Below are 23,607 nucleotides of genomic sequence, written 5' to 3'. Positions count from 1 at the left end.
ACGCTCATGTCCGACCGCATCTTCCTCCGAGGCATCGAACTGCACGCTCACCATGGGCTGCACGAGGAAGAGGCGCGGCTCGGCCAGCGCTTCATCGTCGACATCGACTGGTGGCTCGACGCGGCACCCGCCGCGGTGGCCGACGATTACGGGGCGACGGTGGGCTATGAGAAGGTCTTCGCGCTGGTCCACGAGGTCTCGTCCGGCCACCGCTTCCACATTCTGGAGGCGCTGGCGCAGGCGATCTGTCAGGCCGTGCTCGAGCGCTATGCGGCGGTGACGAAGGTGCGGGTCGAGCTGCACAAACCGTCAGCCCCCATCGCCGGCATCTTCCGCGATGCCGGCGTGGAGATCACACGCGAGCGCTGAGCCTTCAGCGGCGCCGCTGGATCCGCACGGGAACGGTCATGCCGGTCACCGAACGCGAGGGCAGCGGGGCGTAGCTGCGCCCGCGCGTCTCGTAATTGCGGGCGACGCGGGCGAAGCGGTCGCGCCACGGCTCCTCGATCCGCGTATAGGTGAACGAGGCCAGCGCGATCACCAACCCGACGAAGCCAGCGAGCAGCGCCGTGGTGAGCAGCGGATTGCCGAGGTCGTACAGCGTCTTGGCGTGACCGAGCACATCCACTTGCTGGCGCACCGCCACGCCCGCCACGTCGCCATAGAGCCAGATGCCATAAGCCATCAGGATCAGCAGCGGCATGTGGATCAGGTAGATCGAGTAGGACCAGCCGCCCAGCGCGCGCAGCGGGCGGGTGCGCAGCGCCACCGAGACCATGCCGCCCTCGCGGGCGAAGACAAGGATCGCCGCGCCGAAGGCGACAGGGGCAAGAACGCTCCATGGCCGCACCTCGTCCGGTCCGATGCCGACCGAGGCGATGAATAGCCCCGCCAGCACGACCACCGTCACTTCCCAAAGCGTCGCCATCGGCAAGGCGCGGTGGCGCAGCCTTTGGTGAAGATGATAGGTCAGCACCCCGCCAAAGAAGCCGGCGATGCAGCGGATGAAGCCGTAATCGGCGGTCGAGTTCATATAGGTCGGCGCGACCAGCAGAATGGCGCCCATCGCCAGCAGCATGACGGTGATCGCCGCCGGCACAAGCCGCCGGGCTCCCGCCAGAAGAGTGACCGCCGCAAACAGCGCGTAAGTGTAGAACTCCGCCCCGATGCTCCAGGCCGGGCCGTTCCAGGCGACGCCGTAAAAGCCCATGGAGTTGAGCAGCGCCACGTTCAGCAGCAGCGCCCGTAGGGAGTAGTTGCCGGTGCCGGCTTCGATCATCAGATTGTCGGGATGCCGGCCGTAGATATTGATGGCCATGACCGCCAGCATGAAGGCGAACAGCACCGCCAGATGCAGCGGCCAGAGCCGGCCGACACGCCGCAGCAGAAACCCGCCGACATGGCGTCCGCTGCGCAGGCGGTCGCGATAGGCGTGGCAGACCACGAAACCCGACAGCACGAAGAAGAAATCGACGAACAGATACGCATTGGAGATCACGCTCCAATGCAGATAATCCAGTCGTACAATGTAAATGAAATGGTAGATGATGACCATGACGGCACAGATACCGCGCCAGGAATCGAGAGCTTCGAACCGTTCGTTCGTCGCCGTCATCTTCATGCTCATGTGTCCTCCGCAGGCGCAGCCTTGACCGCGCCGGGCTCTCACCCAGCGCTCCATTAACCGGGAGGGCCGGATCAGGTTCCCTGATGCCTGAAAGGTGGTCGCGCGCGGGGGCTTTCAGATCGCGGCGCAAGGCTCTACTTCTTGGGCACCCCTGTACGGAGCCTTTTCCATGTTGCGTGATGCCGAGCCTCAGCCTGTCCGCCTCAGCGACTACCGCCCGCCGGACTGGCTCGTGGATACCGTGCATCTCGATGTGCGCCTGCATCCCACCGCCACGCGCGTCGTCGCCCGCCTCGCCCTTCGACCGAACCCGGAGGGGCGCGCCGGCTCGCCCATCGTGCTGGATGGCGACGGGCTGGTGCTGAAGTCAGTCGCGCTGGATGGCGAGCCGCTGGCCGGCACGTCCTATGCCGCGAGCCCCGAGTCGCTCACCATCCTCGCCCCGCCGCAGCAGCCGCTCGAACTGACCATCGAGACGCTGATCGACCCCTCCGCCAATACCAAGCTGATGGGCCTCTACCGCTCGAGCGGCACCTATTGCACGCAATGCGAGGCGGAGGGCTTCCGCCGCATCACCTATTTCCCGGATCGGCCGGACGTTCTCGCCGTCTACACGACCCGCATCGAAGCCGAACGCGACGAAGCATCCGTGCTGCTCGGCAATGGCAACCGGGTGGAAGCGGGCGACATCGAGGGCACGAGCCGCCATTACGCGATCTGGCACGATCCCTGGCCGAAGCCCTGCTACCTCTTCGCCCTGGTGGGTGGAAATCTGGAGCGCATCGGCGACCATTTCACCACCGCCACCGGCAAGCAGGTGGAACTCGGCATCTATGTCGAGCCGGGCAAGACGGGCCGCGCCGGCTACGCCATGGACGCGCTCAAGCGCTCCATGCGCTGGGACGAGGAGGTCTTTGGCTGCGAGTACGACCTCGACGTGTTCAACATCGTCGCCGTGGCCGATTTCAACATGGGGGCGATGGAGAACAAGGGTCTCAACGTCTTCAACGATAAATACGTGCTGGCGACGCCCGAGACGGCGACCGATGCGGACTACGCCAATATCGAGGCGATCATCGCCCACGAATATTTCCACAACTGGACCGGCAACCGCATCACCTGCCGGGACTGGTTCCAGCTCTGCCTCAAGGAAGGACTGACCGTCTTCCGCGATCAGGAATTCTCCTCCGACATGCGCTCACGACCAGTGAAGCGCATCGCCGATGTGCGCCTGCTGAAAGCCCATCAGTTCTCCGAGGACGCCGGCCCGCTCGCCCATCCGGTGCGGCCGAGCACGTACCGCGAGATCAACAACTTCTACACGGCGACCGTCTATGAGAAGGGCGCCGAGGTGGTGCGGATGCTCAAGACCGTGCTGGGCGTGGAAGGCTTCCGGGCCGGCATGGACCTCTATTTCGACCGCCATGACGGCGATGCCGCGACGGTGGAGGAGTTCCTAGCCTGCTTCGCCGACGCCAATGGTGTCGATCTCGCGCAGTTCGCGCTGTGGTACGCGCAGTCCGGCACGCCGGAGCTTCGTGTGGAATCCTATTGGAACGAGGCGGCGCGCACGCTGCGGCTCGATGTCGAGCAGCGCCTGCGGCCGACGCCGGGCCAGCCGAGCAAGCAGCCCATGGTGATCCCGCTGGCGCTCGGCCTTGTCGGTCGCGACGGCACCGACCTCCCGCTGAACCTTGATGACGGCTCCAATGCCGAGCGCGGCGTGCTGCTGATCCGCGCGCCGAAGCAGACCTTCGTGTTCCGCGATCTACCGCACCGGCCGGTGCCCTCGCTCAATCGCGGCTTCGCGGCGCCCGTCAAGCTGACCTCGAACCTGACGACGGACGATCTGGTGTTCCTCGCCGGTCACGACAGCGATCCGTTCAACCGTTTTGACGCGGTGCAGAGCCTCGCGCTGGCCCATCTCGTCACGGCGACGCGGGCGCTGCGGGATGGTGAGCCGTCCCCCTCGGCGGTGCCGCTGGTGACGGCGCTTTCCGCCACACTGGCGGACGACACGCTCGACCCGGCATTCCTCGCCCAGACCCTGGCCCTGCCTTCGGAGACCGATGTCGCCCGCGAGGTCGGGCGGGACGTTGACCCGGACGCCATCCACCAGACCCGGCAATGGCTGCGCCGCTCACTCGGCGAGGCGCTGCGCGGACCGCTGGAAGCCGCCTATGCGCGTGTGGCGCCCACGGGTGACTATGCGCCGGATGCCGCCTCGGCGGGACGGCGCGCCCTGCGCAACACCGCGCTGGACCTGCTGGCCGCCACCGGCGGGACGGCGGACATCGCGCGGGCCTCGGCGCATTTCGAGACCGCCGACAACATGACGGACCGCCTCGCCGCACTCTCCGTGCTCGCCCACAACGCGCCCGACGCGCGGGAGGCGGCCCTTGCCGCCTTCTATGAGCGCTACCGCGACGACCCGCTGGTCATCGACAAATGGTTCGCGCTGCAGGCGCAGATCGCCGAGGTGGGCACGCTGGCGCGGGTGCGCGAACTCAGCGCCCATCCGGCCTTCGCCATGACCAACCCGAACCGGGTGCGCTCGCTCATCGGCTCTTTCGCGAGCGCCAACCCGACGCAGTTCAACCGCCCGGACGGGGCCGGCTATGAGTTCGTGGTGGAAACGGTGCTCAACCTCGACAGCCGCAACCCGCAAGTCGCGGCGCGGCTGCTCGCCGCCTTCAAGAGCTGGCGGGCGCTCGAAGCCGTCCGCGCCGGGCGCGCGCAGAGCGCGCTGCGCCGCGTCTCCGACACGCCGGGCCTGTCGCCGGATGTATCCGACATCGCCGCCCGCGCGCTCGACTGAGCGCGGGGCGTCGATCGGTTGGCCCGACCTCAATGAGGCCGGGCTGCCGCTCAGTACTCGACCACGCCGTCGAGGGCGTAGTGCTTGACCGTCTTGCGGTTGGCGATGAGCTCGTCGACCGTGGGCTTGCCGGTCATGGCGCGCTCCAGCGCGATCTTCATCGCCTCGTAATTGGTGCGGTAAAGATCCGCCTTGTCGAGGTTGGCATCCTCGGCGCAGCGCGGGTCGAGCCACACCATCACGATCATGCAGAGCTCATCCGCCTGGTCCTTGGGCAGGATACCCTCGGCCAGCGCGTCGACGATGGCATCGCCGATGGCGCCCTGCACGACGCCGCCGAGCAGGTCGACATATTCCAGCGTGTGGATGGTCGCCTTGGTGGTCATCATCGTCGCCGGCCGCACCTGCTGGTTCAGGTCGCGGACCACGAACATGCGGGTGTGACCCTGCACCTGGCCCATCATCGACGCGAAGGCGTGGCCGGCCGGGCCTCGCACCGAGCCGATCAGCACTTCGGGCATGGCATCGGTGTACTGGCCTTCCGCCGCGAGCACCGTCGCCTCGCCGGTGCGGAACCAAATTTCACTCATTTTTCTCTCCAGGGTGCGCGTGCCGCTGGAGAGCGCATAGCATCAGGGCTTTAGCTCCGTCCATGCGCCTCACCGACATTACCGCTGCACCACTGCGACCACCCAGAGATTGCCGATTCCTTAACTTGACTCCCCGGGACTCTGGACAGGGAGGGGGCGATTCGATTCAAATCGGGGTGATTCGGAGAGATGCGGCACATCCCTCCTTCATCGGATCGGGCACTGGGACTTCGGGGGAGACCAGCGATGGCGCGCGCCAACGCTGCAGGCGCATCCGTGCGCGCGCAGGCCATGCAAGGCCTCGCGCGCTCGGTAGCGAAACCTGCATATCAGCGGCTGGTCGACGCCGAACCTTTCATGCGCAAGGCGGTGCCGGCGCTGATCGTGGCGTTCATCGCCATCGTCGCCATAGCCGCGATCATCCAGATCCGCTCCTACCGGGCGGATGCACTCGCCAATGCCAAGGACGAGCTCGCCCTCTTCTCCGCCGCCATCTCCAGCGACATCGACCGGCGCGGCGCCGCTGGCACGGGCGCCGATGCCGTGCTGGCTGCGGCCCTGCCTGCCCGCGCGGTCGACGACCGGCGCCGCTATGGCCTTGTCGATGCCGCCGGCAAGGTCATCGTCACCCATGACGCGGACGGCGCCGGGACCAGCGCCAGCGGCACAGCCGACGCGATCCGCCACCTCATCAGCAATGTGCAGGCCCTCGCCATCTTTGCCGAAGATGCCGGGGTGCTCGAAGTTTCGCTGCCCGACGGCACGCCGGCGCTTGCGACGGTCCACAATCTCCACGCGTTGCCGCTGCAACTCGTGGCGCTCCAGCCGATCGGCAGCGCGCTGGCGACCTGGCAATCCGACACCATCCTCACCGTCACCCTCCTCAGTACCACCGGCGCGGTGCTGATGATCCTCGGCTTCGCCTTTCACTGGCAGGCGACGCGGGCGCGCGAGGCGGACGGGATTTACGATACGGTGCGCGCGCGCATCGACACCGCGCTCTCGCGCGGTCGCTGCGGTTTGTGGGACTGGGACATGGGCCGCGGGCGCATGTTCTGGTCGAGCTCCATGTTCGAGATGCTCGGCCATGAGCCGCGCGACGAGCTCGTCTCCTTCGGCGAGGTCGCCGCGCTTGTGCATCCCGACGACACCAACCTCTATGACGTCGCCAAGGAAATCGCCGACAAGCCGGGCCGCACTATCGAACGTGTCTTCCGCATGAAGCACGCGGACGGCCATTGGGTGTGGCTGCGGGCGCGGGCAGAAGTGGTGGCGCAGGAGAATGGCGAGCCACCGCATCTCGTCGGCATCGCCGTCGATGTCACCGAGGAGCGCCGCCTCGCCGAGCGCACCGCCACCGCCGACATGCGGCTGCGCGACGCCATCGAGAGCATCTCGGAATCCTTCGTGCTGTGGGACAGCGCCAACCGGCTGGTGCTGTGCAATTCCAAGTTCCAGTCGCTGCACGGCTTCGGCGACACCAATGTCGCGCCGGGCACGCCCTTCGAGACCATCGCCGCCATCGCCCGCCAGCCCGTGGTGCGCATTCCGCTGCGCACCGAGGACCGGCCGGAGGAAGGCGCCCGCGCCTTCGAGGCGCAGCTTGAAGGCGGGCGCTGGCTGAAGGTCGCCGAGCGTCGCACCAAGGATGGCGGCTTCGTCTCGGTCGGCACCGACATCACCGCGCTGAAGCGCCACGAAGAACGGCTGATGGAGAGCGAAAAGCGCCTGATGGCGCTGGTCGCGGACCTTCGAAAATCGCAGCAGACGCTGGAAATGCAGGCCCTCCAGCTCGCCGAACTCGCGCAGAACTACGCCGACGAGAAGACCAAGGCCGAGGACGCCAACCGCGCCAAGTCCGAATTCCTCGCCAATATGAGCCATGAGCTGCGCACGCCGCTCAACGCCATCATCGGCTTCTCGGAACTGATGGAGAGCGGCCTGTTCGGGCCGCTCGGCAGCGACAAATACAACGAGTACTGCCGCGACATCCGCGATTCCGGCCGCTATCTGCTCGACGTCATCAACGATATTCTCGACATGTCCCGCATCGAGGCGGGCCGGGTGCAGCTCAACCTGCAGCCGACCAATCTCGAGGAGATCGTCACCGACGCCATCCGCGTCATGTCGGTGCGAGCGGATGAGAAGCACCTCACCATCGTCAGCGAGGCAGATGAGGCCGTCACCATCGAGGCGGACCGCCGCGCGCTGAAGCAGATCACGCTCAATCTCATCTCCAACGCCATCAAGTTCACGCCGGAGCACGGACGCATCACCATTCGCACTCGCGCCTCCAACCGCGCGGCGCTGCTGGTGATCGAGGATTCCGGCATTGGCATCCCCAAGAGCGCGCTGGCCAAGATCGGCAAGCCGTTCGAGCAGGTCGAGAGCCAGTTCACCAAGACCTACAAGGGCTCGGGCCTCGGCCTCGCCATCGCCAAGTCGCTCGTGGAGCTGCATGGCGGCACGATGCGCCTGCGCTCCTCCGAAGGCGTCGGCACGACGGTGGTGATCCGCCTGCCGCTGCAGGGCCGCCCGGCGCTGCATTATCGTAATGCGCCGGCGCTGCCTGCGCGCTAAACACCGCTCATGAGCGACGATCCGAGCTTCATTGATTGTGTGGTGGCGGGGGCCGGCGTGGTCGGCCTCGCCATCGCCCGCGCGCTCGCCCGCGCCGGGCGCGAGGTTCTGGTGCTGGAGGCGACCGGTCTCGTCGGCTCGGAGACCTCGGCCCGAAACAGCGAGGTCATCCATGCCGGCCTCTATTATCCCGCCGGCACGCTCAAGGCACGGCTCTGCGTCGCCGGGCGCGAGGCGCTCTATGCCTATTGCGCCGAGCGCGCCATTCCCCACCGCAAGTGCGGCAAGCTGATCGTCGCCACCACCGAGGCGGAGACGGCCAAGCTCGCCGCCATCGACGCCCATGCCCGCGCCTGCGGCGTCACCAATCTCGAACCGCTCACCGGCACGGAGGCGCGGGCGCTGGAGCCGGCCCTGAACGCGGTCGCGGCCCTGCTCTCGCCCGCGACCGGCATCATCGACAGCCACGGCCTGATGCTCGCCTTGCGCGGCGATCTGGAAGACGCCAGCGGCATGATCGCCTTCAACGCGCCGATCCTTGGCGGCGAGGTGACGACGGACGGCATCGTCCTGCGCGTCGGCGGCGAGGAGCCAATGGCTCTGCGCTGCCGCAGCTTCATCAACGCCGCCGGTCATGGCGCCGTGCCCATCGCGCGCGCCATCGAGGGCATTCCCCCGGAGTCGATCCCTACGGCCTATTTCTGCAAGGGCAGCTACTTCACGCTGTCGGGCAAGGCGCCCTTCGCGCGCCTCATCTATCCCGTGCCGGAACAGGCGGGGCTTGGCGTCCACCTCACCCTCGATCTCGGCGGTCAGGCCCGTTTCGGGCCGGACACGGAGTGGATCGCGGCGATGGACTATGACGTGAACCCGGCACGTGGCGCGGTGTTCTATGACGCGATCCGTCGCTACTGGCCGGCGCTGCCGGACGGGGCGCTGAACCCCGCCTATGCCGGCATCCGCCCGAAAATCACGCCGCCCGGCGCGCCGGCCGCCGATTTCCGCATCGACGGACCGGCCGAGCACGGCGTGGCAGGCCTCGTGCAGCTCTTCGGCATCGAGTCCCCCGGCCTCACCGCCAGCCTCGCCATTGGCGATCTGGTGGCGGAAAAGCTCGTCGCGACCGCGTGAGCGTCAGGCCCGCCGGCGCTGGCGCAGCGGTGGCTGCGACAGGATGCGCTCGAACGCCTCGCGCACCGCGTCCTGCGCCTCAAACAGATGCGCCTCCAGGGTTGAGAAGTCCGGCAGCGTGCCCGCACGCGCCAGCAGCCGGCGCAAAGCGGGGCTCGCCTCTTCGGGCTTGAAGGCGCCGGCAATACACAGGCGCAGCACCTGCGTGAGGTCGTGCATCAGCTTGCCGGTGTCGGCGAGCAGTTGCCCGTCCTGCGGCGCGATGAGCCCGGCCTGCGCCGCCTGGGTAATGACCTTCAGCGTCGAGGTCTCGACAATGGCGGGATGCGCCCGCCCATGGGCAAGGACGAGATATTGGGCGATGAACTCGATATCGACCAGCCCCCCCTTGGCGTATTTCAGATCCCAGCGGGCCTCGTCGCCCTTTTCGTCGGCGATGGCGCTGCGCATGTCGCGAATGTCCTCGGCGAGCCGGACGGGATCGCGCTCGCGGCGCAGCACCTCGGTGATCGCGGCCTCCACCCGCGTACGGAAGGCCGGGGATGCGGAGACGACACGGGCGCGGGTGAGCGCCATGTGCTCCCAGGTCCAGGCCTCCTCGGCCTGATAGACTTCGAAGCGCGGCAGGCTGGTCGCCACCGGGCCGGAGCGCCCGGAGGGACGCAGGCGCAGATCCACCTCATAGAGCTGGCCGGCATTGGTCGGGGTGGTCAGGGCGCTGACAAGGCGCTGGGTGAGACGGGCAAAATACTGCGCGCCGTAGAGCGGCTTCGGCCCGTCGCTCTCGGGGCGGTCGGCGTCGAAATCATAGAGCACGATGAGATCGAGATCCGAGCCCGCCGTCATCTCCCGCCCGCCGAGCTTGCCCATGGCGAGCACCGCCATCTCGGCGCCAGCGAGCTGCCCATAGGCCTCGCGGAAGCGTGCCGCCACCGCCGTCTCCAGCGCGCGGATCAGCACATCGGCGAGCCGCGCGAAAGCCTCGCCGGCGCGGGCTGCGGGCAGCGTGCCGGAGAGGATGCGCACGCCGATCAGCACATGCTGCTCCTGCCGGAAGCGACGGGCGCGGTCGAGCAGGTCTTCTTCGTTCTCGGCGAATTCCAGCTCGCGATTGAGCCGCTCGGTCAGCGCCGCCTCGTCCGGCAGCGGCCCGAAAAAGCTGGGGTCGAGCAGCGCGTCGATCAGCGACGGGCGGTGCGCCAGCATCTCGCCGAGGCGCGGCGCGGTGCCGAGAATGGTGGCGAGCAGGCGCACCAGATCGGGATTGTGGACCAGCGCCGGCATGAGCCGCAGCGCGGTCGGCATCTCCTGGAAGAAACGGTCGGCGCCGATCAGCGCGGCATCGGGCGCCCCGCCACGCGCCAGCGCGTCGAGCAGCAGCGGCACGATGGCGGCAAGCTCGGCGCGGACGTGCTTCGGCCGCAGCGCCCGGTATTCGCCGCTCATCCAGCCGCGCACCAGCGCGCTCGCCGCGAGTGGCTCGGCATAGCCGAGCTTGTGCAGCGTCGCCAGCGTCTCGCGGTCGTCTTTGTCGGGCGGGAAGTCCAGCCGCCCCTCCACCGCCGCGCGCGGCGGGGCGTCCTCGAACAGGCGGGCATAATGATCCTGCACGCAGGTGAGGCGCTCGGTCAGCGCGCGGGCGAAGATGGGGAGCTTGGCGTAGCCCATGAAGCGGGCGAAGCCGGCCAGCGCCTCCTCATCCTCCGGCAGGGAATGGGTCTGCGCATCCGCCACCATCTGCAGCCGGTGCTCGACCCGGCGCAGGAAATGATAGGCCTCGTCCAGCTCGGCGCGGGCCTCCTCACCGATCCAGCCGGTCCTGGCGAGGCGGGCCAGCGCTTCCAGCGTGCGCGGGGTGCGCAGATCCGGGTCGCGGCCACCGGCGATGAGCTGCTGGGTCTGGGCGAAGAACTCGATCTCGCGAATGCCGCCGCGCCCCAGCTTGACGTTGTGCCCTTCCACCGCAATGGCGCCATGGCCGCGAAAGGCATGGATGTCCTGCTTCATGGCGTGGACATCGGCCACCGCCGCCCAGTCGAGCGAGCGGCGCCAGACGAAGGGCGAGAGCTGCCGAAGGAAGGTCTCGCCCAGCGCGATATCGCCGGCGATGGGCCGCGCCTTGATGTACGCGGCCCGCTCCCAGGTCGCGCCCTCGCGCTCGTAATAATCGAGCGCCGCCTCCACAGAGACGGCGACCGGCGTGGAGGCCGGATCGGGACGCAGGCGCAAATCGACGCGGGCGACATAGCCGTCGGCCGTGCGCTCCTGGATGAGGCGAACGAGGCGCTGGGTCAGCCTGACGAAGAAGGGCGCCGCCTCCACACCCTCGGCCAGCGGCGCCGCCTCGGGGTCGTACAGCACGATCAGGTCGACATCGCTGGAATAGTTGAGCTCGCCCGCCCCGTGCTTGCCCATGGCGAGCAGCGTGTAGCCGCAGCCTGCGGCCTCGCCACGGCGCAGCTTCCCGTCCGTATGCGCCTCCCGCAGCAGGAAATCAGTGGCGGCGGCAATGGCAGCGTCCGCCGAGGCGGTGAGTTCGGCCGTCACCGCCGTGAGGTCGAGCACATCGCCAATGTCAGCCAGCGCGATAGTGAGCGCGCTCTGCGCCCGCAAGCGCCGCAGCGCTGTCGCCACCGCCGCATCGTCCTTGCTCGCCGCCACCGCCACCTGCATCGCGGCGCGGCCCTCCGCGAGGGCTTCCAGCGGGTCGCTCTCAAGGATGGCGACAAGGCGCGCCGGATCGAGCCGGATCAGTTCCGTCAGAAAGGGCGAATGGGCAACGACACGGGCCAGCACGCCGCGCGCGCCGGGATACGCGGCCAGCAGCGCGTCCAGACGATCACGGATGGCGGGATCTGCGTCGTCGAACAGCGCGCGCAGCGCGGCCGGCGGTTTGGCGGGAACCCGCGCGCCCTTTTCCAGCCGCAGCCGCACGGCGAGGCTGCCATGCACCGACGCCCTCTCGCTTATCGCCAGCGCATCCGCCCGAAGATTCCCTTGCGCCGGCGCCCTGCTGGCGTGTTTCTCCGCCATGTCGTGTTCGGCCTCCCACCCTGTCCAATGACTGTAGCGGGATTTGGTTGCCGAATCCTGAGGCATTCCGTTCCGGCACGCGCGGAGACTGCCCGGGTCAGACCGGCCCCTCCTCCGCATCGAGCGGCAGCTCGATAATCACCTTGAGCCCCGGATCGTTGCTTTCGAGCGCGATGGTCCCGCCATGCAGGCGCACCACCGCCGCCACCAGCGAGAGGCCAAGCCCGAAGCCCGGCCGCGTCCGGCTGGCTTCCAGCCGCACGAAACGCTCCAGCACGCGGGCGCGGTCCGCCTCGGCAATGCCCGGGCCCTGATCGCTGACCACCAGACGCGCCCTGCCCTCCACCCGCCGGGCCTCGATGCGGATCTGCCGGCGCTCGCCCGGCACCTCCGGCGTGCTGTACTTGATCGCGTTGTCGATGAGGTTGGAGAGCGCCTGCGCCACCAGTTCGCGCACGGCCTGCACCGGCAGGGGCGCCTGCGCCTCCACCACGAGGTCGAGCCCGTTCTCGTCGGCCACCGGCTCATAGAGCTCGGCGACGCCCTCGACCATGGTGGCGAGGTCGGCGCGGACCATGGAGGCGCTGGCTTGCCCGGCCTCGGCGCGAGCGATCATCAGCAGGGCGTCGAAGGTACGGATCAGCCCGTCAGATTCGTCGATGGTCTGCTCGGTGGCGGCGCGCCACTCGCCATCGCTGCGCGCCGTGCGCAGCGCGTCCTCGGCCCGGTTGCGCAGGCGGGTAAGCGGCGTCTTGAGGTCATGGGCGATGTTGTCGGAGACCTCCTTCAGCCCCGCCATCAGCGCCTCGATGCGCTCGAGCATGGCGTTCAGGCTGAGGGCCAGCCGGTCGAACTCGTCGCCCGTGCCGTCCACCTCCAGCCGGCGCGAGAGATTGCCGGCCATGATGACTTCGGAAGTCGCGGTCATCCGGTCGATGCGCTTCAGCACGCGCCGGGTGACGAACAGGCCGCCGGCAATGCCCATGAGCACGAGCAGCCCCAGCCCCCACAGCGCCGGCCCGATGATGATCTTGCGCAGTTCCTCACGCTCGACCACGTCGCGGCCGACAAGCAGGCGGAACTCTCCGGGAAGGAAGATGACATTCACCAGCGCGCGGCTGGGCGGGGCAGACTGCTCGTCCGAACCGACATAGTCGATCTCGCGCCAGCCTTCCTTGTCGAGGAAGTTCAGCGGCAGGTTCAGCACATTGCCGGCGAGCGGCTCGCCATTGAAGCTGGTGACCAGCAGGAGGCCGGCATCGGGAGCGCGCGCGCGGCGGTTGACCACCTGCACGAGCCGGTTCACGCCACCGCGCTCGAACTGGCCCTGCATGAAGCGGATGTCGCTCTCGATCGCTTCCACCGCCTGGCGGGTGACGAGACGCTGCGTGTGCCAGCCGAGATAGGCGATGACCGAGCCGGCGAAGACGGCAAAGACGATGATATAGGCCGCGATCAGCTTGAAGGCGGTGGAACGGATCAGCCTAGCGAGCGACGTCACGGACAATGTATCCCGCGCCGCGCACCGTATGGAGCAGCGGCGGATCGAAGCCCTTGTCGATCTTCGAGCGCAGGCGCGAGACGTGAACGTCGATCACGTTGGTCTGCGGGTCGAAATGATAGTCCCACACATTCTCCAGCAGCATGGTGCGTGTCACCACCTGCCCGGCATGGCGCATGAGATATTCGAGCAGGCGGAACTCGCGCGGCTGGAGCACGATTTCCTGCCCGCCGCGGGTGACGCGGTGGGCCAGCCGGTCGAGTTCGAGATCGGCGACCCGGTACACGGTGTCCGTCGCCTGCGGCCCGCCGCGACGGGCGAGGGCCTCGACGCGGGCGAGAAGCTCGGAGAAGGCATAGGGCTTGGGCAGATAATCATCGCCGCCGGCGCGCAGGCCGGTCACGCGGTCATCCACCTGGCCGAGGGCGGAGAGGATCAGCGCCGGCGTCTTGTCGCCGCGCCCGCGCAGGTCGGAAATCAGCGAGAGCCCGTCGCGGCGCGGCAGCATACGATCGACGACAAGGACGTCGTAGCCACCGTCCAGCGCCAGAGCGAGGCCTTCCTCGCCGTCGCCGGCAATGTCCACCACATGGCCGGCCTCACGGAATGCCTTGCGCAGATAGTCGGCGGCATCGCGATCATCTTCCACGACGAGCAGGCGCATGGCGTCTTCGGCACTCTTCCTGATATCCGCCGGATCGAGCGTCAGGGGCTCGCGGCCCGCAGCGGAATCGGCGCGGTGGGAACTCATCTCCATGTACGTCATTTCGGCCCTCGCGCCTATCGCGGCGCTACATCAGCGACCGCCGGGGAGCTTGAAACGAGGACGCGGGAAGCCCTTTCGGACTCCCCGCGCCACCGGACCGGTCGCAGCCCAAGGGGGGCGACGGAACAGACTGCGTCCGGAACCGACGGTCAGCCGCGCTGGTCGCCCAGCGAGATCGCGACGAAGCGGGTGCCCTGATCGGACTTCACGCGCATCAGCACGGCCTTGCGGTTGTCTTTCTTGGCGGCGGCGAGGCCGTCGCGGACGTCACGCGGGCTCATCACCGGCTTGCCGCCGACATCGAGGATGACATCACCCGCCTTCAGGCCGCGCTCGGCCGCCGGGCCGTTCGGGTCGACCTCGGTGATGACCACGCCCTGATCGCCGGCACCGGCAACGCCCTTGGCCGGGGCGAGGCTGAGGCCGAGACGCGGCACGTCGCGGCCGCCTTCCTCCTGCTGGCCACCCTTGGCAGCGTCGTTCGAGGCGACGTCGGTGGGCAGCTGCTCCAGCGTGACCGGAACGTTGATCGTCTTGCCGTCACGCAGCACGCTCAGATTGATCGTCGTGCCGGGCTTCTTGCGGGCGACCTCGCGCGACATTTCGCGGGAGTCCTTGATGATCGCGCCGTCAATGGCGGTCACGACATCGCCTGCCTTCAGGCCGGCCTTCTCGCCGGGCGTGCCGGGCTGCACCTGGGCGACGAGCGCGCCCTGCGCATCCTTGAGATCCAGCGCTTCGGCGACCTCGTCGCTCACCGGCTGGATCTGCACGCCGACATAACCGCGCGCCACCTGGCCACCGGCCTTCAGCGCGTCCACCACCTGGAGCACGGTCTCCGAGGGGATGGCGAAGGCGATGCCGACATTGCCGCCCGAGGGGGAGACGATGGCGGTATTCACGCCGATCACGTCGCCGTCGAGGCTGAAGGTCGGGCCGCCGGAATTGCCGCGGTTGATCGGGGCGTCAATCTGGATGAAGTCGTCATAGGGGCCCGAGCCGATGTCGCGGCCACGCGCCGAGACGATGCCCGCGGTGACGGTACCGCCGAGGCCGAACGGGTTGCCGACCGCGACCACCCAGTCACCCACGCGGGGCGCCTTGCCGGCGAGCTTCACCCAGGGGAAGTCCGACTTGCCGTCCACCTTCAGCAGCGCCACGTCGGTGCGCGGATCGGTGCCCACCACCTTGGCGGTGTAGGTCTTGCCGTCGGTGAGGGTCACATCGACCTCGGACGCGCCGTCGACGACGTGGTTGTTGGTCACGACATAGCCGTCGGCCGAGATGAAGAAGCCGGAGCCCTGACCGACGACGCGGCCATGGCCGGGGCCACCGCGACGCGGGCCCATCTCCGGACCGTTCGGGCCGAGGCCGAAGCGGCGCATGAAGCGCTCGATCTGCGGGGGAACGTTCTGGTTGCCCTCTTCATTCATGGCGACCTCGTCGTCGCCATCCTTCTTCACCTTCACGCTGACGACGGCGGGCGAAACCTTCTCGACGATGTCGGCGAAGGAGAAAGTGCCGGCCGGCTGGTTGGTGGAGATCTGGGCATTGGCCGGGGTCACGCTCTCCGGCAGCAGGAGGCCGCCAACGGCGCCGCCGGCAAGGGCGAGGGTGAACACGCCGGCGAGCAGGCGGGTGCGGCTGCGGCGCAGGGTGGAAGTGGTGGGCTGCGAAGGCGCGGTGCGCGACATGTAGCGTTCCTCGTTCAACGTCTGTCCCCCCGGCTCGGGAGGCGTTGAAGGAGAAGCTAAAGGCCGTCGCCTTAACGCAGGCTGGCGGGGCGATTAAACTTTTGTAACATCACCACCCGCTGCGCCGGCCTCACCGAGCGCCGCGCGCAGCCGCGCTTCCTCTTCCGGGGAGAGCGGCGTCGCGGGTTCCGTGCTCGCCCGGCGCCGCCTGTAGGCGACGACAGCGCCGGCCGCGCCGATCACCAGCACCGCGAAGGGCGCGGCCCAGAGCAGCAGATTGGCGCCGTGGAAAGTCGGGCGCAGCAGCACGAACTCGCCATAGCGCGCGACGAGGAAATCGAGAACCTGCTGGTTGCTGTCGCCCGCCTCGATGCGCTCGCGCACGAGCAGGCGCAGATCCTTGGCGAGCGGGGCGTCGGAATCGTCGATCGACTGGTTCTGGCAAACGAGGCAGCGCAGTTCTTTCGAGAGCTCGCGCGCCCGCGCCTCCTGCGCCGCATCGGGCAGGATCTCGTCCGGCTGCACGGCCAGCGCCGGCCCGGACAAGAAAGCGAGGGAAAGGCTCAGAGCGAGCAAGCTGCGCCGCATCGCCCTCACTCCGCGGCCTCCGTCAGCACTTCCGGCGAGAGTTTCTCCCGCGCCTGCAGCAGCTCGAGCGCGAGAATATGCCCGGCCTCGTCATAGTCGAGGATGACGCCGGGCGAGACTTCCTCGCTTTCGACGACATCCCCCGTGCTGAACCGCACATAGAGCGCGTTCGCCTCGGGATCATATTTAAGCTTCATGGCCGCCGCGCTCCGCGATCGAAAAAAGCGGTGACAGCGAAAAGGGCTTCACCGTCATCGCGATAAACTACACACAAAATTCTGTCGCCGCGCTCCTGTATGGCCCGGAAGGCGCGACGGAGCCCCGGATCCGCGAGATCAGGTTCAACCCACTCGGGCTCCGACAAGGTGCGTTCAACCCACTCCGCCTCTATGCTCCGCTCCTCCATTACGTCGAGGATATGGGCGCTGAAGCGAAGCCGTGCCACACCTCACTCCGCGGCTACCGGCGCCGCGGTCGGGGCGGCTTTCGGCTTCTTGGCGGGCTTGGGCGCGCCGACGCGCAGGCGGCGGTCGGAGAGCGAGAGCACCCCGCCCAGCGCCATCACCACCGAGCCGAGCCAGATCAGCGTCACCAGCGGCTTCCAATAGGCACGCACGCCGACACCGCCACCGGGCAGTTCATCGCCCAGGCTCACATAGAGCTGGCTGAACCAGAAGGTGCGGATGCCCGCTTCCGTCGTCGGCATGTTGCGGGCGAGGAAGATGCGCTTGGAGGATTCGATGGTGCCGATCTCCACCCCGGCGCGCCGGATGGTGAAGATGCCGGCGAGGTCGCGGTAATTCGGCCCGTTGCGCGGCTCGAGCCGGGCGAGGGTCAGCTCATAGCCGCCGACCTCGAAGCTCTCCCCAAGCTTCACGCCGGTGATGCGCTCGGCGTTCCAGCTGGTTTCCGCGATGATGCCGAACAGGCAGACGCCGACGCCGGCATGGGCGATGGCCGCGCCCCAGGTGGCGCGCGGCAGGCCGCGCAAGCGGGCGATCGAGGTCGCCGCCGGCACGCGGCCGACCGCGCCGCGCTCGGCGATGTCCACCACCGCGCCGATGACGATGAAGGCCGCGAGGCCCATGCCAAGAGGGGCCAGCGCCGGCCCGCCGCCCTGCATGTAAAGCGCGAGGCCGGCGATGAGGATGGCGGCGCCGAAGGCCACCATCAGCCGCTGCGCCGCCCCGGCGAGATCGCCGCGCTTCCACGCGAGCAGCGGGCCGAACGGCATGGCGAAGACGACGGGCAACATCAGCGCGCCGACCGTCAGATTGAAATAGGGCGGGCCCACCGTGATCTTGGCGCCGTTCCAGGATTCCAGTGCCAGCGGGTAGAGCGTGCCGACGAGCACGGCGGCGGCGGCGGCGGTGAGCAACAGATTGTTCAGCACCAGCGCGCCCTCGCGCGAGATCGGCGCGAAGATGCCGCCCTGGCGCAGCATTGGCGCACGCAGGGCGTAGAGCGCGAGCGAGCCGCCGATGAAGAAGATCAGGATGCAGAGGATGAACACGCCGCGCGAGGGATCGGTCGCGAAGGCGTGGACCGAGGTGAGCACGCCCGAGCGCACCAGGAAGGTGCCGAGCAGCGACAGCGAGAAGGCGAGGATGGCCAGAAGGATGGTCCACACCTTCAGCGCGTCGCGCTTTTCCATCACCACGGCGGAATGGATCAGCGCGGTGCCGGCGAACCACGGCATCAGCGAGGCGTTCTCGACCGGATCCCAGAACCACCAGCCGCCCCAGCCGAGCTCGTAATAGGCCCAGTAGGAACCCATGGCGATGCCGACGGTGAGGAAGGCCCAGGCGGCGAGCGCCCAGGGCCGCACCCAGCGCGCCCAGGCGGCGTCGATGCGCCCGTCGAGCAGCGCGGCGACCGCGAAGGCGAAGGTCACGGAGAAGCCGACATAGCCGAGATAGAGCAGCGGCGGGTGAATGGCGAGGCCGATATCCTGCAGGATCGGGTTCAGATCCTGCCCCTCCGCCGGAGGCGGCACCACCCGCGCGAACGGGTTGGAGGTCAGCAGCATGAACAGCAGGAAGGCGACACCGATCGAGCCCTGCACGCCCAGCACATTGGCCTTCAGACTCGCCGGCAGATTGGAGCCGAACAGCGCCACCAGAGCGCCGAAGATCGCCAGCACCAGCACCCAGAGGAGCATTGAGCCCTCATGGTTACCCCACACGCCGGTGACCTTGTAGAGCATGGGTTTCAGCGAGTGCGAATTCTCGACCACGTTCAGCACCGAGAAATCGGACTGCACATAGGCCGTCGTCAGCACCGCGAAGCTCAGCGCGACAAAGCCGAGGAACCCGATGGCGAGCGCCGGGCCGGTGCGCATCAGCGCCGCGTCCCCCACCCGTGCGCCCCAGATGGGGAGCACCGTCTGCAGGATCGCCAGCGCCAGCGCCAGCACCAGCGCGTATTGGCCGATTTCCGGGTTCATTGCGTCGCCTCGCCTTCCTTCCAGACGCCCTGTTTCTTCAGCGCGTCGGCGACTTCCTTGGGCATGTATTTCTCGTCATGCTTGGCGAGCACGGTGTCGGCGCGGAAGCTGCCGTCACCCTCCATGACGCCCTCGGCGATGACGCCCTGCCCCTCGCGGAACAGGTCCGGCAGGATGCCGGCATAGGCCACCGCGATGTCGGCGCCGCCATCGGTGACGACGAAGCGCACATGGGCGTTGTCCTGCTTCACCACGCTGCCATCCTTCACCAGCCCGCCGAGGCGCAGTCGCGTGCCCGGCGCGGTGCGCTCGGCGGCGATCTCGCTCGGAGCGCGGAAGAACACGATGGTGTCGTTCAGCGCGAACAGCACCAGCCCGGCGGCGATGCCGAGCACGCCGAGCGCGGCGGAAATGAGAACGAGGCGGCGCCCTTTGCGGGTCATGGTGTCAGCTCCCGAGGCCGAGTTCGCGGGCGAGCGCGTCGATACGGCCGAGAGCGCCGTCGTCGCGCGCGAAATGGGTGCGGGCATCGGTGGCGGCGGCCTTGGCCTTGTCGGCCTCGCCCAGCACCGTCCAGGCCCGCATCAGGCGGAGCCAGCCGTCGAGATCATCGCCGTTCTGCGCCAGCCGCGCGGAGAGACGGTCGACCATGCCGCGCACCATCTGCTGGCGCTGCTCAGGCGTGAGTTCGGCCGCGGCGGCAACCTGCGCCTGGTCCGGTCCCGGCGCGGTGCTCGCCGGCATGGGCGCGCCGACGCGGGCGAGCGCCTGCTGGATAAGCCCCATCCACGGCGCGTCCGCCGGGCTCTCGCTGGCAAGCTTCGTCCAGATGGCGGCGGCCTGCTGCGGCTGGCCATCCTGCTCGGCGGCAAGGCCAGCGAAATAGAGCGCCTTCGGATCCTTCGGGTCGGCCGCCAGCGCCGCCTCAAACGCCGCCCTCGCCTCGGCGGTGACGACGCCGCCCGCCTGCGCGGTGAGCGCCTCGCCGAGCCCGGTCTGGCGCTGCGGGCTGGAGCCGAGCAGGCGGATCGCGTTAGCCCAGGCGCGCGCCGCGTCATCCAGCCGGCCGATACGGGCATAGATCGGCGCGATGATCTCATAGCCGCGCCCGTCCTGCGGGTTGGCCTCCAGATGCGCCTCGACCTTGCGGACGAGGATGGCGATGTCGGATTGCTCGGGCTTGGCTTCCAGCCGCGCCGCCAGCGGCTGCGGCCCGTAGCCGGGCGAGCCTAGCGCGATGTAGAGCGAGCCGGCGAGAAGCGGGATGCCGACGAGGGCGATGACAGCGGTGACGCGCCGCCGCCTATCCGAACTGCCGGCCGCGGGATCGTGCCCCGCCTCGGCGCTGGCGCGCAGGATGCGGCGGGCGACCTCGGTGCGCGCCGCCTCGCCTTCCGCCGCGCCGATGAGTCCCGTGGCGCGGTCACGCTCGATCTCGGCGAGCTGGTCGCGGTAGACGGCGAGGTCCGCCTGCGCGGCGCTCGCCGCGTCATCGGCCGCGCGCCCGGTGCGCAACGGCCAGAGCACCGCCAGTATGGCGGCGGCGGTCATCAGGAGAAGGGCGATCCACAGCGACATTAGGCTTCCTCTAATGCGCTGAGGTAACTGACGCGCGGCGTTCCGCCAATAAGTATCACCCTCAGTCGGATCGCCGCAGGCTCACAGAGGCGCGAGTCCACGGCGTTCCGTCACGCGAGCGTGATGGCGGCGGGCCTTTGGCCCGCGACCGGCGCCGAATGCTGGCATCAGCCGGCGACGGGCGTCCACGTGCCGTCCGGGTTGCGGCAGGCGGTGCCGCGCGCGGTCTGCGGCTGGCCGTTAATGTAGATGGTGTGGGTGTATTCGCGGCAGCGCGGCGAGCCGCCCCGCGCATAGGCCGGGCCGGGAACGATGGTGCCATAGGCGCCGTCATCGCCGCGCCAGCTCACCGGCGCGCCGGGCTGGCCATATTCCAACGCCTGGATCTCGGCCTGCTGGGCGCGCTGACGGTCCTGATCATCCAGCGCGCTACCGATGGCTCCGCCGATGAGACCGCCGGCCAGCGCGCCGATGGCGGCGCCCGCCACGTTACGGCCGGCAATGGCGCCGATCACGCCGCCGGTCACCGCGCCCAATGTGGCGCCACCGACCATGTTCGGGTTCTCCTGCGTGGCCGTGCAGCCCGCGAGGGTGGCGCCGATGAGGCCAAGGGCGACGAGTTGAGTAGCGCGCATGAGCAGTCCTTCCAGAAACCTGACGCGAAGCAGCCGACCGGCCGGCAGATGGCGTCAGGAATAGGGCGAAACCACGGCCCGGTCACCCGTACTTGCGAACCGTTTCAAGCAGAGGGCAGCCGCACCCGGCAGCGCAGGCCGCCGAGCGTGGCGCGCTCCAGCGTGAGCCCGCCGCCATAGAGCGCGGCAAGCTCGGTGACGATGGACAGCCCCAGCCCCGAACCCGGCTTGGTCTCGTCGAGCCGGCGCCCGCGCTGGAGCGCCTCGGACTGCTGCGCCTCGGTCAGGCCCGGCCCGTCATCCTCGATGACGATCTCGAAGAAGTCGCGCTGCCCGCCGCTGCCGGGCAAGGCGGCGACGGACACCGCCACGCGGTGCTCGGCCCATTTGCAGCCATTGTCGATGAGGTTGCCGAGGATCTCCTCCAGATCCTGCCGCTCACCGCGAAAGCGCAGCGCCGGCAGGGGCGCGGTCTCCACCTCGATGCCGCGCCCGCGATACACCTTGGCGAGCGTACCGGCGAGCTTCTCGACGATGGGCCCGACCTCCTCCACCGAGGTGACGACCGAGGCGCGGGCGGCCATGCGGGCACGCTCCAGATGATGCGCCACCTGCCCCTTCATGATCTCCGCCTGCTCGCCCACTTTGGCGGCGAGGCCATCGCCGGGGGCGAGGGCGGCGGCGCGGGCGGATTCGTTCTGCAGCACGCTGATCGGCGTCTTCAGCGCATGGGCGAGATTGCCGACATGGGTGCGGGCGCGCTCGACAATCTCGCGGTTGGTCTCGATGAGCGCGTTCACCTCCGCCGCCAGCGGGGCGATCTCGATGGGATAGTCGCCCTCGATCCGGTCAGCCTTGCCGGCGCGCACGGCGGACAGCGCGGCGAGCATCCGCTTGAGCGGGCGCAGGCCGAACAGCACCTGAAAGGCCAGCGTCAGCAGGAAGGCGCCGCCGAGCACGGCGAGGGTGACGGCGAGCGAGCGGTTGAAGCCCTCGACCTCATCCTCGATCTCGCCGGCATCCGCCGCCACCGCCACGGCGTAGCGCCCATCGTCGCCGAGATCGACGATGCGCTCGACGACGCGCAGATTCTGGTTGGAGGGCCCCAGCGCATAGGCTTCGCGCAAGCCGGACAGTTCGGGCTTGCCCTCGCTCTCCACCAGTAGCGGCAGCTTGCCCTCGGGCAGCGAGCGGGAGGTCTTCACCTGCTGCGCGGCACCGTCGAGCCGGGTGATCTGCCAGTACCAGCCGGAGATGGGGAAGTTGAACAGCGGATCGCCCAGCGTGGTCGGCTCGGGCATGACGCCCGCCGGCGCATTGGCGACATCGGCGACGATGGTCTTGAGGTACACGTCGAGCCGCTGGTCGAAGGCGCGCTCCACGGCCGCGCGGTAGAGCGAGGACAGCGTGATGCCGGTCAGCACCAGCACCACCACCATCACCACCGTCGCGGAGAGGAAGAGGCGAAGCGCGATGGAGCGGGCGCGGATCAACGTGGGGCTTCCGGCGGCACCAAGAGATAGCCGAGCCCGCGCACGGTCTGGATCACGTCCACGTCGAGCTTCTTGCGCAAGCGGCCGACGAAGACCTCGATCGTGTTGGAATCGCGGTCGAAATCCTGATCGTAGAGATGCTCGACCAGCTCGGTGCGCGAGACCACGCGGCCCGCATGGTGCAGCAGATAGGCGAGCAGACGGTGCTCATGCGAGGTGAGCTTCACCGGGTTGCCGTTGACGGTGACACGGCCCGAGCGTGTGTCGAGCATCACCGGCCCGCAGGTCAGCTCGCTCGCCGCATGGCCGGCGGAACGGCGGAGCAAAGCGCGGATGCGCGCCAGCACCTCCTCCATGTGGAAGGGCTTGGCGACATAATCGTCGGCGCCGGCATCGAAGCCCTGCACCTTGTCGCTCCAGCGGTCGCGGGCGGTGAGGATCAGCACCGGCATCTTCTTGCCGGCGCGGCGCCAGGATTCGAGCACGGAGAGCCCGTCCATCTTCGGCAGGCCAATGTCGAGCACCACCGCGTCATAGGGCTCGGTCTCGCCGAGATAGTGGCCTTCCTCGCCATCGAAAGCCCGGTCGACGGCATAGCCGGCATCGACCAGCGCCTCATGCATCTGGCGGTTCAGATCGGGATCGTCCTCGACAACGAGCAGGCGCACGGCTTTTCCTCGGCACACCGCGCAGGGTTCGCGCGGCGGCCGGAGAATGCCACCACAAAAGGGCGATGTCAGGTCGGCACGGTGGCGCGCCGCGCGAGCCGCCCAGCGCCCCGGACAAGTTGCGCGCAGCGCAAGGCCGATCCGGGGCCCAGGGGAGAGTCTTCGGCTGAACCACCGCGACCGCTGATGCGCGCTAATAGGATTTCGCCGAAGAGTCTTGCGCTGGATCCCGGCTCGCCTTCCGCTCACGCTACAGGCGTCCGGGAAACGGGGAGAGCGAACAGCCCGCGACCTACCGCGCCCCGCCCTGCGCCATCATGGCCGTCCCCGGACTTGATCCGGGGATCAGCCCGGCCATCCACGACTTGGATGGGCGAGAAAGACGTGGATCCCCGGGTCAAGCCCGGGGATGACGTGTGACAGGGGGGAGCCTCGTTCCGCTCACGCTACAGGCGTCCG

General features: G+C 68.6%; 19 protein-coding genes. 4 read left to right on the top strand and 15 right to left on the bottom strand.

Translation table 11 applies throughout. The features are described 5' to 3' along the window. Positions 1-6 precede the first annotated feature (6 nt). Positions 7-369, top strand: a complete 363-nt coding sequence (gene folB, locus AncyloWKF20_RS00865) for a dihydroneopterin aldolase (RefSeq protein ID WP_279316095.1) — start codon at positions 7-9, stop codon at positions 367-369. A 4-nt stretch (positions 370-373) separates the two neighbouring features. Here the strand turns inward: folB and AncyloWKF20_RS00860 are convergent, their stop codons facing one another. Then, the gene (locus tag AncyloWKF20_RS00860) at positions 374-1,627 is read right to left on the bottom strand and encodes an acyltransferase (protein WP_279316094.1); all 1,254 of its coding nucleotides are present in this window, start codon (positions 1,625-1,627) and stop codon (positions 374-376) included. 169 nt (positions 1,628-1,796) lie between these two features. Here AncyloWKF20_RS00860 and pepN point away from each other — a divergent pair, with 169 nt between their 5' ends. Continuing rightward, the gene (gene pepN, locus AncyloWKF20_RS00855; RefSeq protein WP_279316093.1) at positions 1,797-4,445 is read left to right on the top strand and encodes an aminopeptidase N; all 2,649 of its coding nucleotides are present in this window, start codon (positions 1,797-1,799) and stop codon (positions 4,443-4,445) included. Between the two features lie 50 nt (positions 4,446-4,495). On the opposite strand, the gene fae is transcribed toward pepN, so the two are convergent. Continuing rightward, complete coding sequence (fae, locus tag AncyloWKF20_RS00850) at positions 4,496-5,035, bottom strand: formaldehyde-activating enzyme (RefSeq protein WP_279316092.1); 540 nt, start codon at positions 5,033-5,035, stop codon at positions 4,496-4,498. Positions 5,036-5,392: 357 nt separating this feature from the next. Here fae and AncyloWKF20_RS00845 point away from each other — a divergent pair, with 357 nt between their 5' ends. Continuing rightward, positions 5,393-7,615 (top strand): PAS domain-containing sensor histidine kinase, encoded by a 2,223-nt coding sequence (locus AncyloWKF20_RS00845; RefSeq protein ID WP_279316091.1) that lies wholly within the window; start codon positions 5,393-5,395, stop codon positions 7,613-7,615. A 9-nt stretch (positions 7,616-7,624) separates the two neighbouring features. After that, the gene (locus tag AncyloWKF20_RS00840; RefSeq protein WP_279316090.1) at positions 7,625-8,746 is read left to right on the top strand and encodes an NAD(P)/FAD-dependent oxidoreductase; all 1,122 of its coding nucleotides are present in this window, start codon (positions 7,625-7,627) and stop codon (positions 8,744-8,746) included. 3 nt (positions 8,747-8,749) lie between these two features. Here AncyloWKF20_RS00840 and AncyloWKF20_RS00835 read toward each other — a convergent pair whose 3' ends face one another. The 13 genes from AncyloWKF20_RS00835 to AncyloWKF20_RS00775 form a co-directional block, all read right to left on the bottom strand. After that, complete coding sequence (locus AncyloWKF20_RS00835; protein ID WP_279316089.1) at positions 8,750-11,779, bottom strand: bifunctional [glutamine synthetase] adenylyltransferase/[glutamine synthetase]-adenylyl-L-tyrosine phosphorylase; 3,030 nt, start codon at positions 11,777-11,779, stop codon at positions 8,750-8,752. A 97-nt stretch (positions 11,780-11,876) separates the two neighbouring features. After that, positions 11,877-13,280 carry an ATP-binding protein gene (locus AncyloWKF20_RS00830; protein WP_279316088.1) on the bottom strand — a complete coding sequence of 468 codons (1,404 nt, stop codon included), beginning with the start codon at positions 13,278-13,280 and terminating at the stop codon, positions 11,877-11,879. Continuing rightward, entirely contained in the window at positions 13,264-13,944 is a 681-nt protein-coding gene (locus AncyloWKF20_RS00825) for a response regulator transcription factor (RefSeq protein WP_279316087.1), read from the bottom strand. Before AncyloWKF20_RS00825 ends, AncyloWKF20_RS00830 begins: the two co-directional genes overlap by 17 nt. A 251-nt stretch (positions 13,945-14,195) precedes the next feature. Next, positions 14,196-15,740: a Do family serine endopeptidase gene (locus tag AncyloWKF20_RS00820; protein WP_279316086.1), complete on the bottom strand. Its 1,545-nt coding sequence runs from the start codon at positions 15,738-15,740 to the stop codon at positions 14,196-14,198. 93 nt (positions 15,741-15,833) lie between these two features. Further along, complete coding sequence (locus AncyloWKF20_RS00815) at positions 15,834-16,328, bottom strand: cytochrome c-type biogenesis protein CcmH (RefSeq protein ID WP_279316085.1); 495 nt, start codon at positions 16,326-16,328, stop codon at positions 15,834-15,836. 5 nt (positions 16,329-16,333) lie between these two features. Then, positions 16,334-16,525, bottom strand: a complete 192-nt coding sequence (locus AncyloWKF20_RS00810; RefSeq protein WP_267583337.1) for a DUF2283 domain-containing protein — start codon at positions 16,523-16,525, stop codon at positions 16,334-16,336. Continuing rightward, a complete protein-coding gene (locus AncyloWKF20_RS00805; RefSeq protein WP_279316084.1) occupies positions 16,522-16,773 on the bottom strand; it encodes a DUF4258 domain-containing protein in 252 nt (83 codons plus the stop codon). Before AncyloWKF20_RS00805 ends, AncyloWKF20_RS00810 begins: the two co-directional genes overlap by 4 nt. A gap of 3 nt (positions 16,774-16,776) precedes the next feature. Beyond that, a complete protein-coding gene (locus AncyloWKF20_RS00800) occupies positions 16,777-18,774 on the bottom strand; it encodes a heme lyase CcmF/NrfE family subunit (protein WP_279316083.1) in 1,998 nt (665 codons plus the stop codon). Continuing rightward, a complete protein-coding gene (gene ccmE / locus AncyloWKF20_RS00795) occupies positions 18,771-19,217 on the bottom strand; it encodes a cytochrome c maturation protein CcmE (protein ID WP_279316082.1) in 447 nt (148 codons plus the stop codon). The genes AncyloWKF20_RS00800 and ccmE overlap by 4 nt, the downstream gene beginning before the upstream one ends. Positions 19,218-19,221: 4 nt before the next feature. Then, complete coding sequence (gene ccmI / locus AncyloWKF20_RS00790; protein WP_279316081.1) at positions 19,222-20,352, bottom strand: c-type cytochrome biogenesis protein CcmI; 1,131 nt, start codon at positions 20,350-20,352, stop codon at positions 19,222-19,224. A gap of 167 nt (positions 20,353-20,519) precedes the next feature. After that, a complete protein-coding gene (locus AncyloWKF20_RS00785) occupies positions 20,520-20,987 on the bottom strand; it encodes a glycine zipper domain-containing protein (protein ID WP_267583341.1) in 468 nt (155 codons plus the stop codon). Between the two features lie 104 nt (positions 20,988-21,091). Continuing rightward, entirely contained in the window at positions 21,092-22,477 is a 1,386-nt protein-coding gene (locus AncyloWKF20_RS00780) for a sensor histidine kinase (protein ID WP_279317841.1), read from the bottom strand. Then, the gene (locus AncyloWKF20_RS00775) at positions 22,477-23,148 is read right to left on the bottom strand and encodes a response regulator transcription factor (RefSeq protein ID WP_267583342.1); all 672 of its coding nucleotides are present in this window, start codon (positions 23,146-23,148) and stop codon (positions 22,477-22,479) included. The genes AncyloWKF20_RS00780 and AncyloWKF20_RS00775 overlap by 1 nt, the downstream gene beginning before the upstream one ends. Positions 23,149-23,607: the final 459 nt, after the last annotated feature.

Source organism: Ancylobacter sp. WKF20 (genome assembly GCF_029760895.1).
Classification (GTDB): domain Bacteria; phylum Pseudomonadota; class Alphaproteobacteria; order Rhizobiales; family Xanthobacteraceae; genus Ancylobacter.
This window is presented reverse-complemented; position numbering and strand designations above follow the sequence as displayed.

What these genes read in the sequence shown, in the direction of transcription:
- folB (WP_279316095.1), top strand. Translation starts at nt 7, where the DNA reads ATGTCCGACCGCATCTTCCTCCGAGGCATCGAACTGCACGCTCACCAT.
- AncyloWKF20_RS00860 (WP_279316094.1), bottom strand. Translation starts at nt 1,627, where the DNA reads ATGAGCATGAAGATGACGGCGACGAACGAACGGTTCGAAGCTCTCGAT.
- pepN (WP_279316093.1), top strand. Translation starts at nt 1,797, where the DNA reads ATGTTGCGTGATGCCGAGCCTCAGCCTGTCCGCCTCAGCGACTACCGC.
- fae (WP_279316092.1), bottom strand. Translation starts at nt 5,035, where the DNA reads ATGAGTGAAATTTGGTTCCGCACCGGCGAGGCGACGGTGCTCGCGGCG.
- AncyloWKF20_RS00845 (WP_279316091.1), top strand. Translation starts at nt 5,393, where the DNA reads ATGCGCAAGGCGGTGCCGGCGCTGATCGTGGCGTTCATCGCCATCGTC.
- AncyloWKF20_RS00840 (WP_279316090.1), top strand. Translation starts at nt 7,625, where the DNA reads ATGAGCGACGATCCGAGCTTCATTGATTGTGTGGTGGCGGGGGCCGGC.
- AncyloWKF20_RS00835 (WP_279316089.1), bottom strand. Translation starts at nt 11,779, where the DNA reads ATGGCGGAGAAACACGCCAGCAGGGCGCCGGCGCAAGGGAATCTTCGG.
- AncyloWKF20_RS00825 (WP_279316087.1), bottom strand. Translation starts at nt 13,944, where the DNA reads ATGCGCCTGCTCGTCGTGGAAGATGATCGCGATGCCGCCGACTATCTG.
- AncyloWKF20_RS00820 (WP_279316086.1), bottom strand. Translation starts at nt 15,740, where the DNA reads ATGTCGCGCACCGCGCCTTCGCAGCCCACCACTTCCACCCTGCGCCGC.
- AncyloWKF20_RS00815 (WP_279316085.1), bottom strand. Translation starts at nt 16,328, where the DNA reads ATGCGGCGCAGCTTGCTCGCTCTGAGCCTTTCCCTCGCTTTCTTGTCC.
- AncyloWKF20_RS00810 (WP_267583337.1), bottom strand. Translation starts at nt 16,525, where the DNA reads ATGAAGCTTAAATATGATCCCGAGGCGAACGCGCTCTATGTGCGGTTC.
- AncyloWKF20_RS00800 (WP_279316083.1), bottom strand. Translation starts at nt 18,774, where the DNA reads ATGAACCCGGAAATCGGCCAATACGCGCTGGTGCTGGCGCTGGCGCTG.
- ccmE (WP_279316082.1), bottom strand. Translation starts at nt 19,217, where the DNA reads ATGACCCGCAAAGGGCGCCGCCTCGTTCTCATTTCCGCCGCGCTCGGC.
- ccmI (WP_279316081.1), bottom strand. Translation starts at nt 20,352, where the DNA reads ATGTCGCTGTGGATCGCCCTTCTCCTGATGACCGCCGCCGCCATACTG.
- AncyloWKF20_RS00785 (WP_267583341.1), bottom strand. Translation starts at nt 20,987, where the DNA reads ATGCGCGCTACTCAACTCGTCGCCCTTGGCCTCATCGGCGCCACCCTC.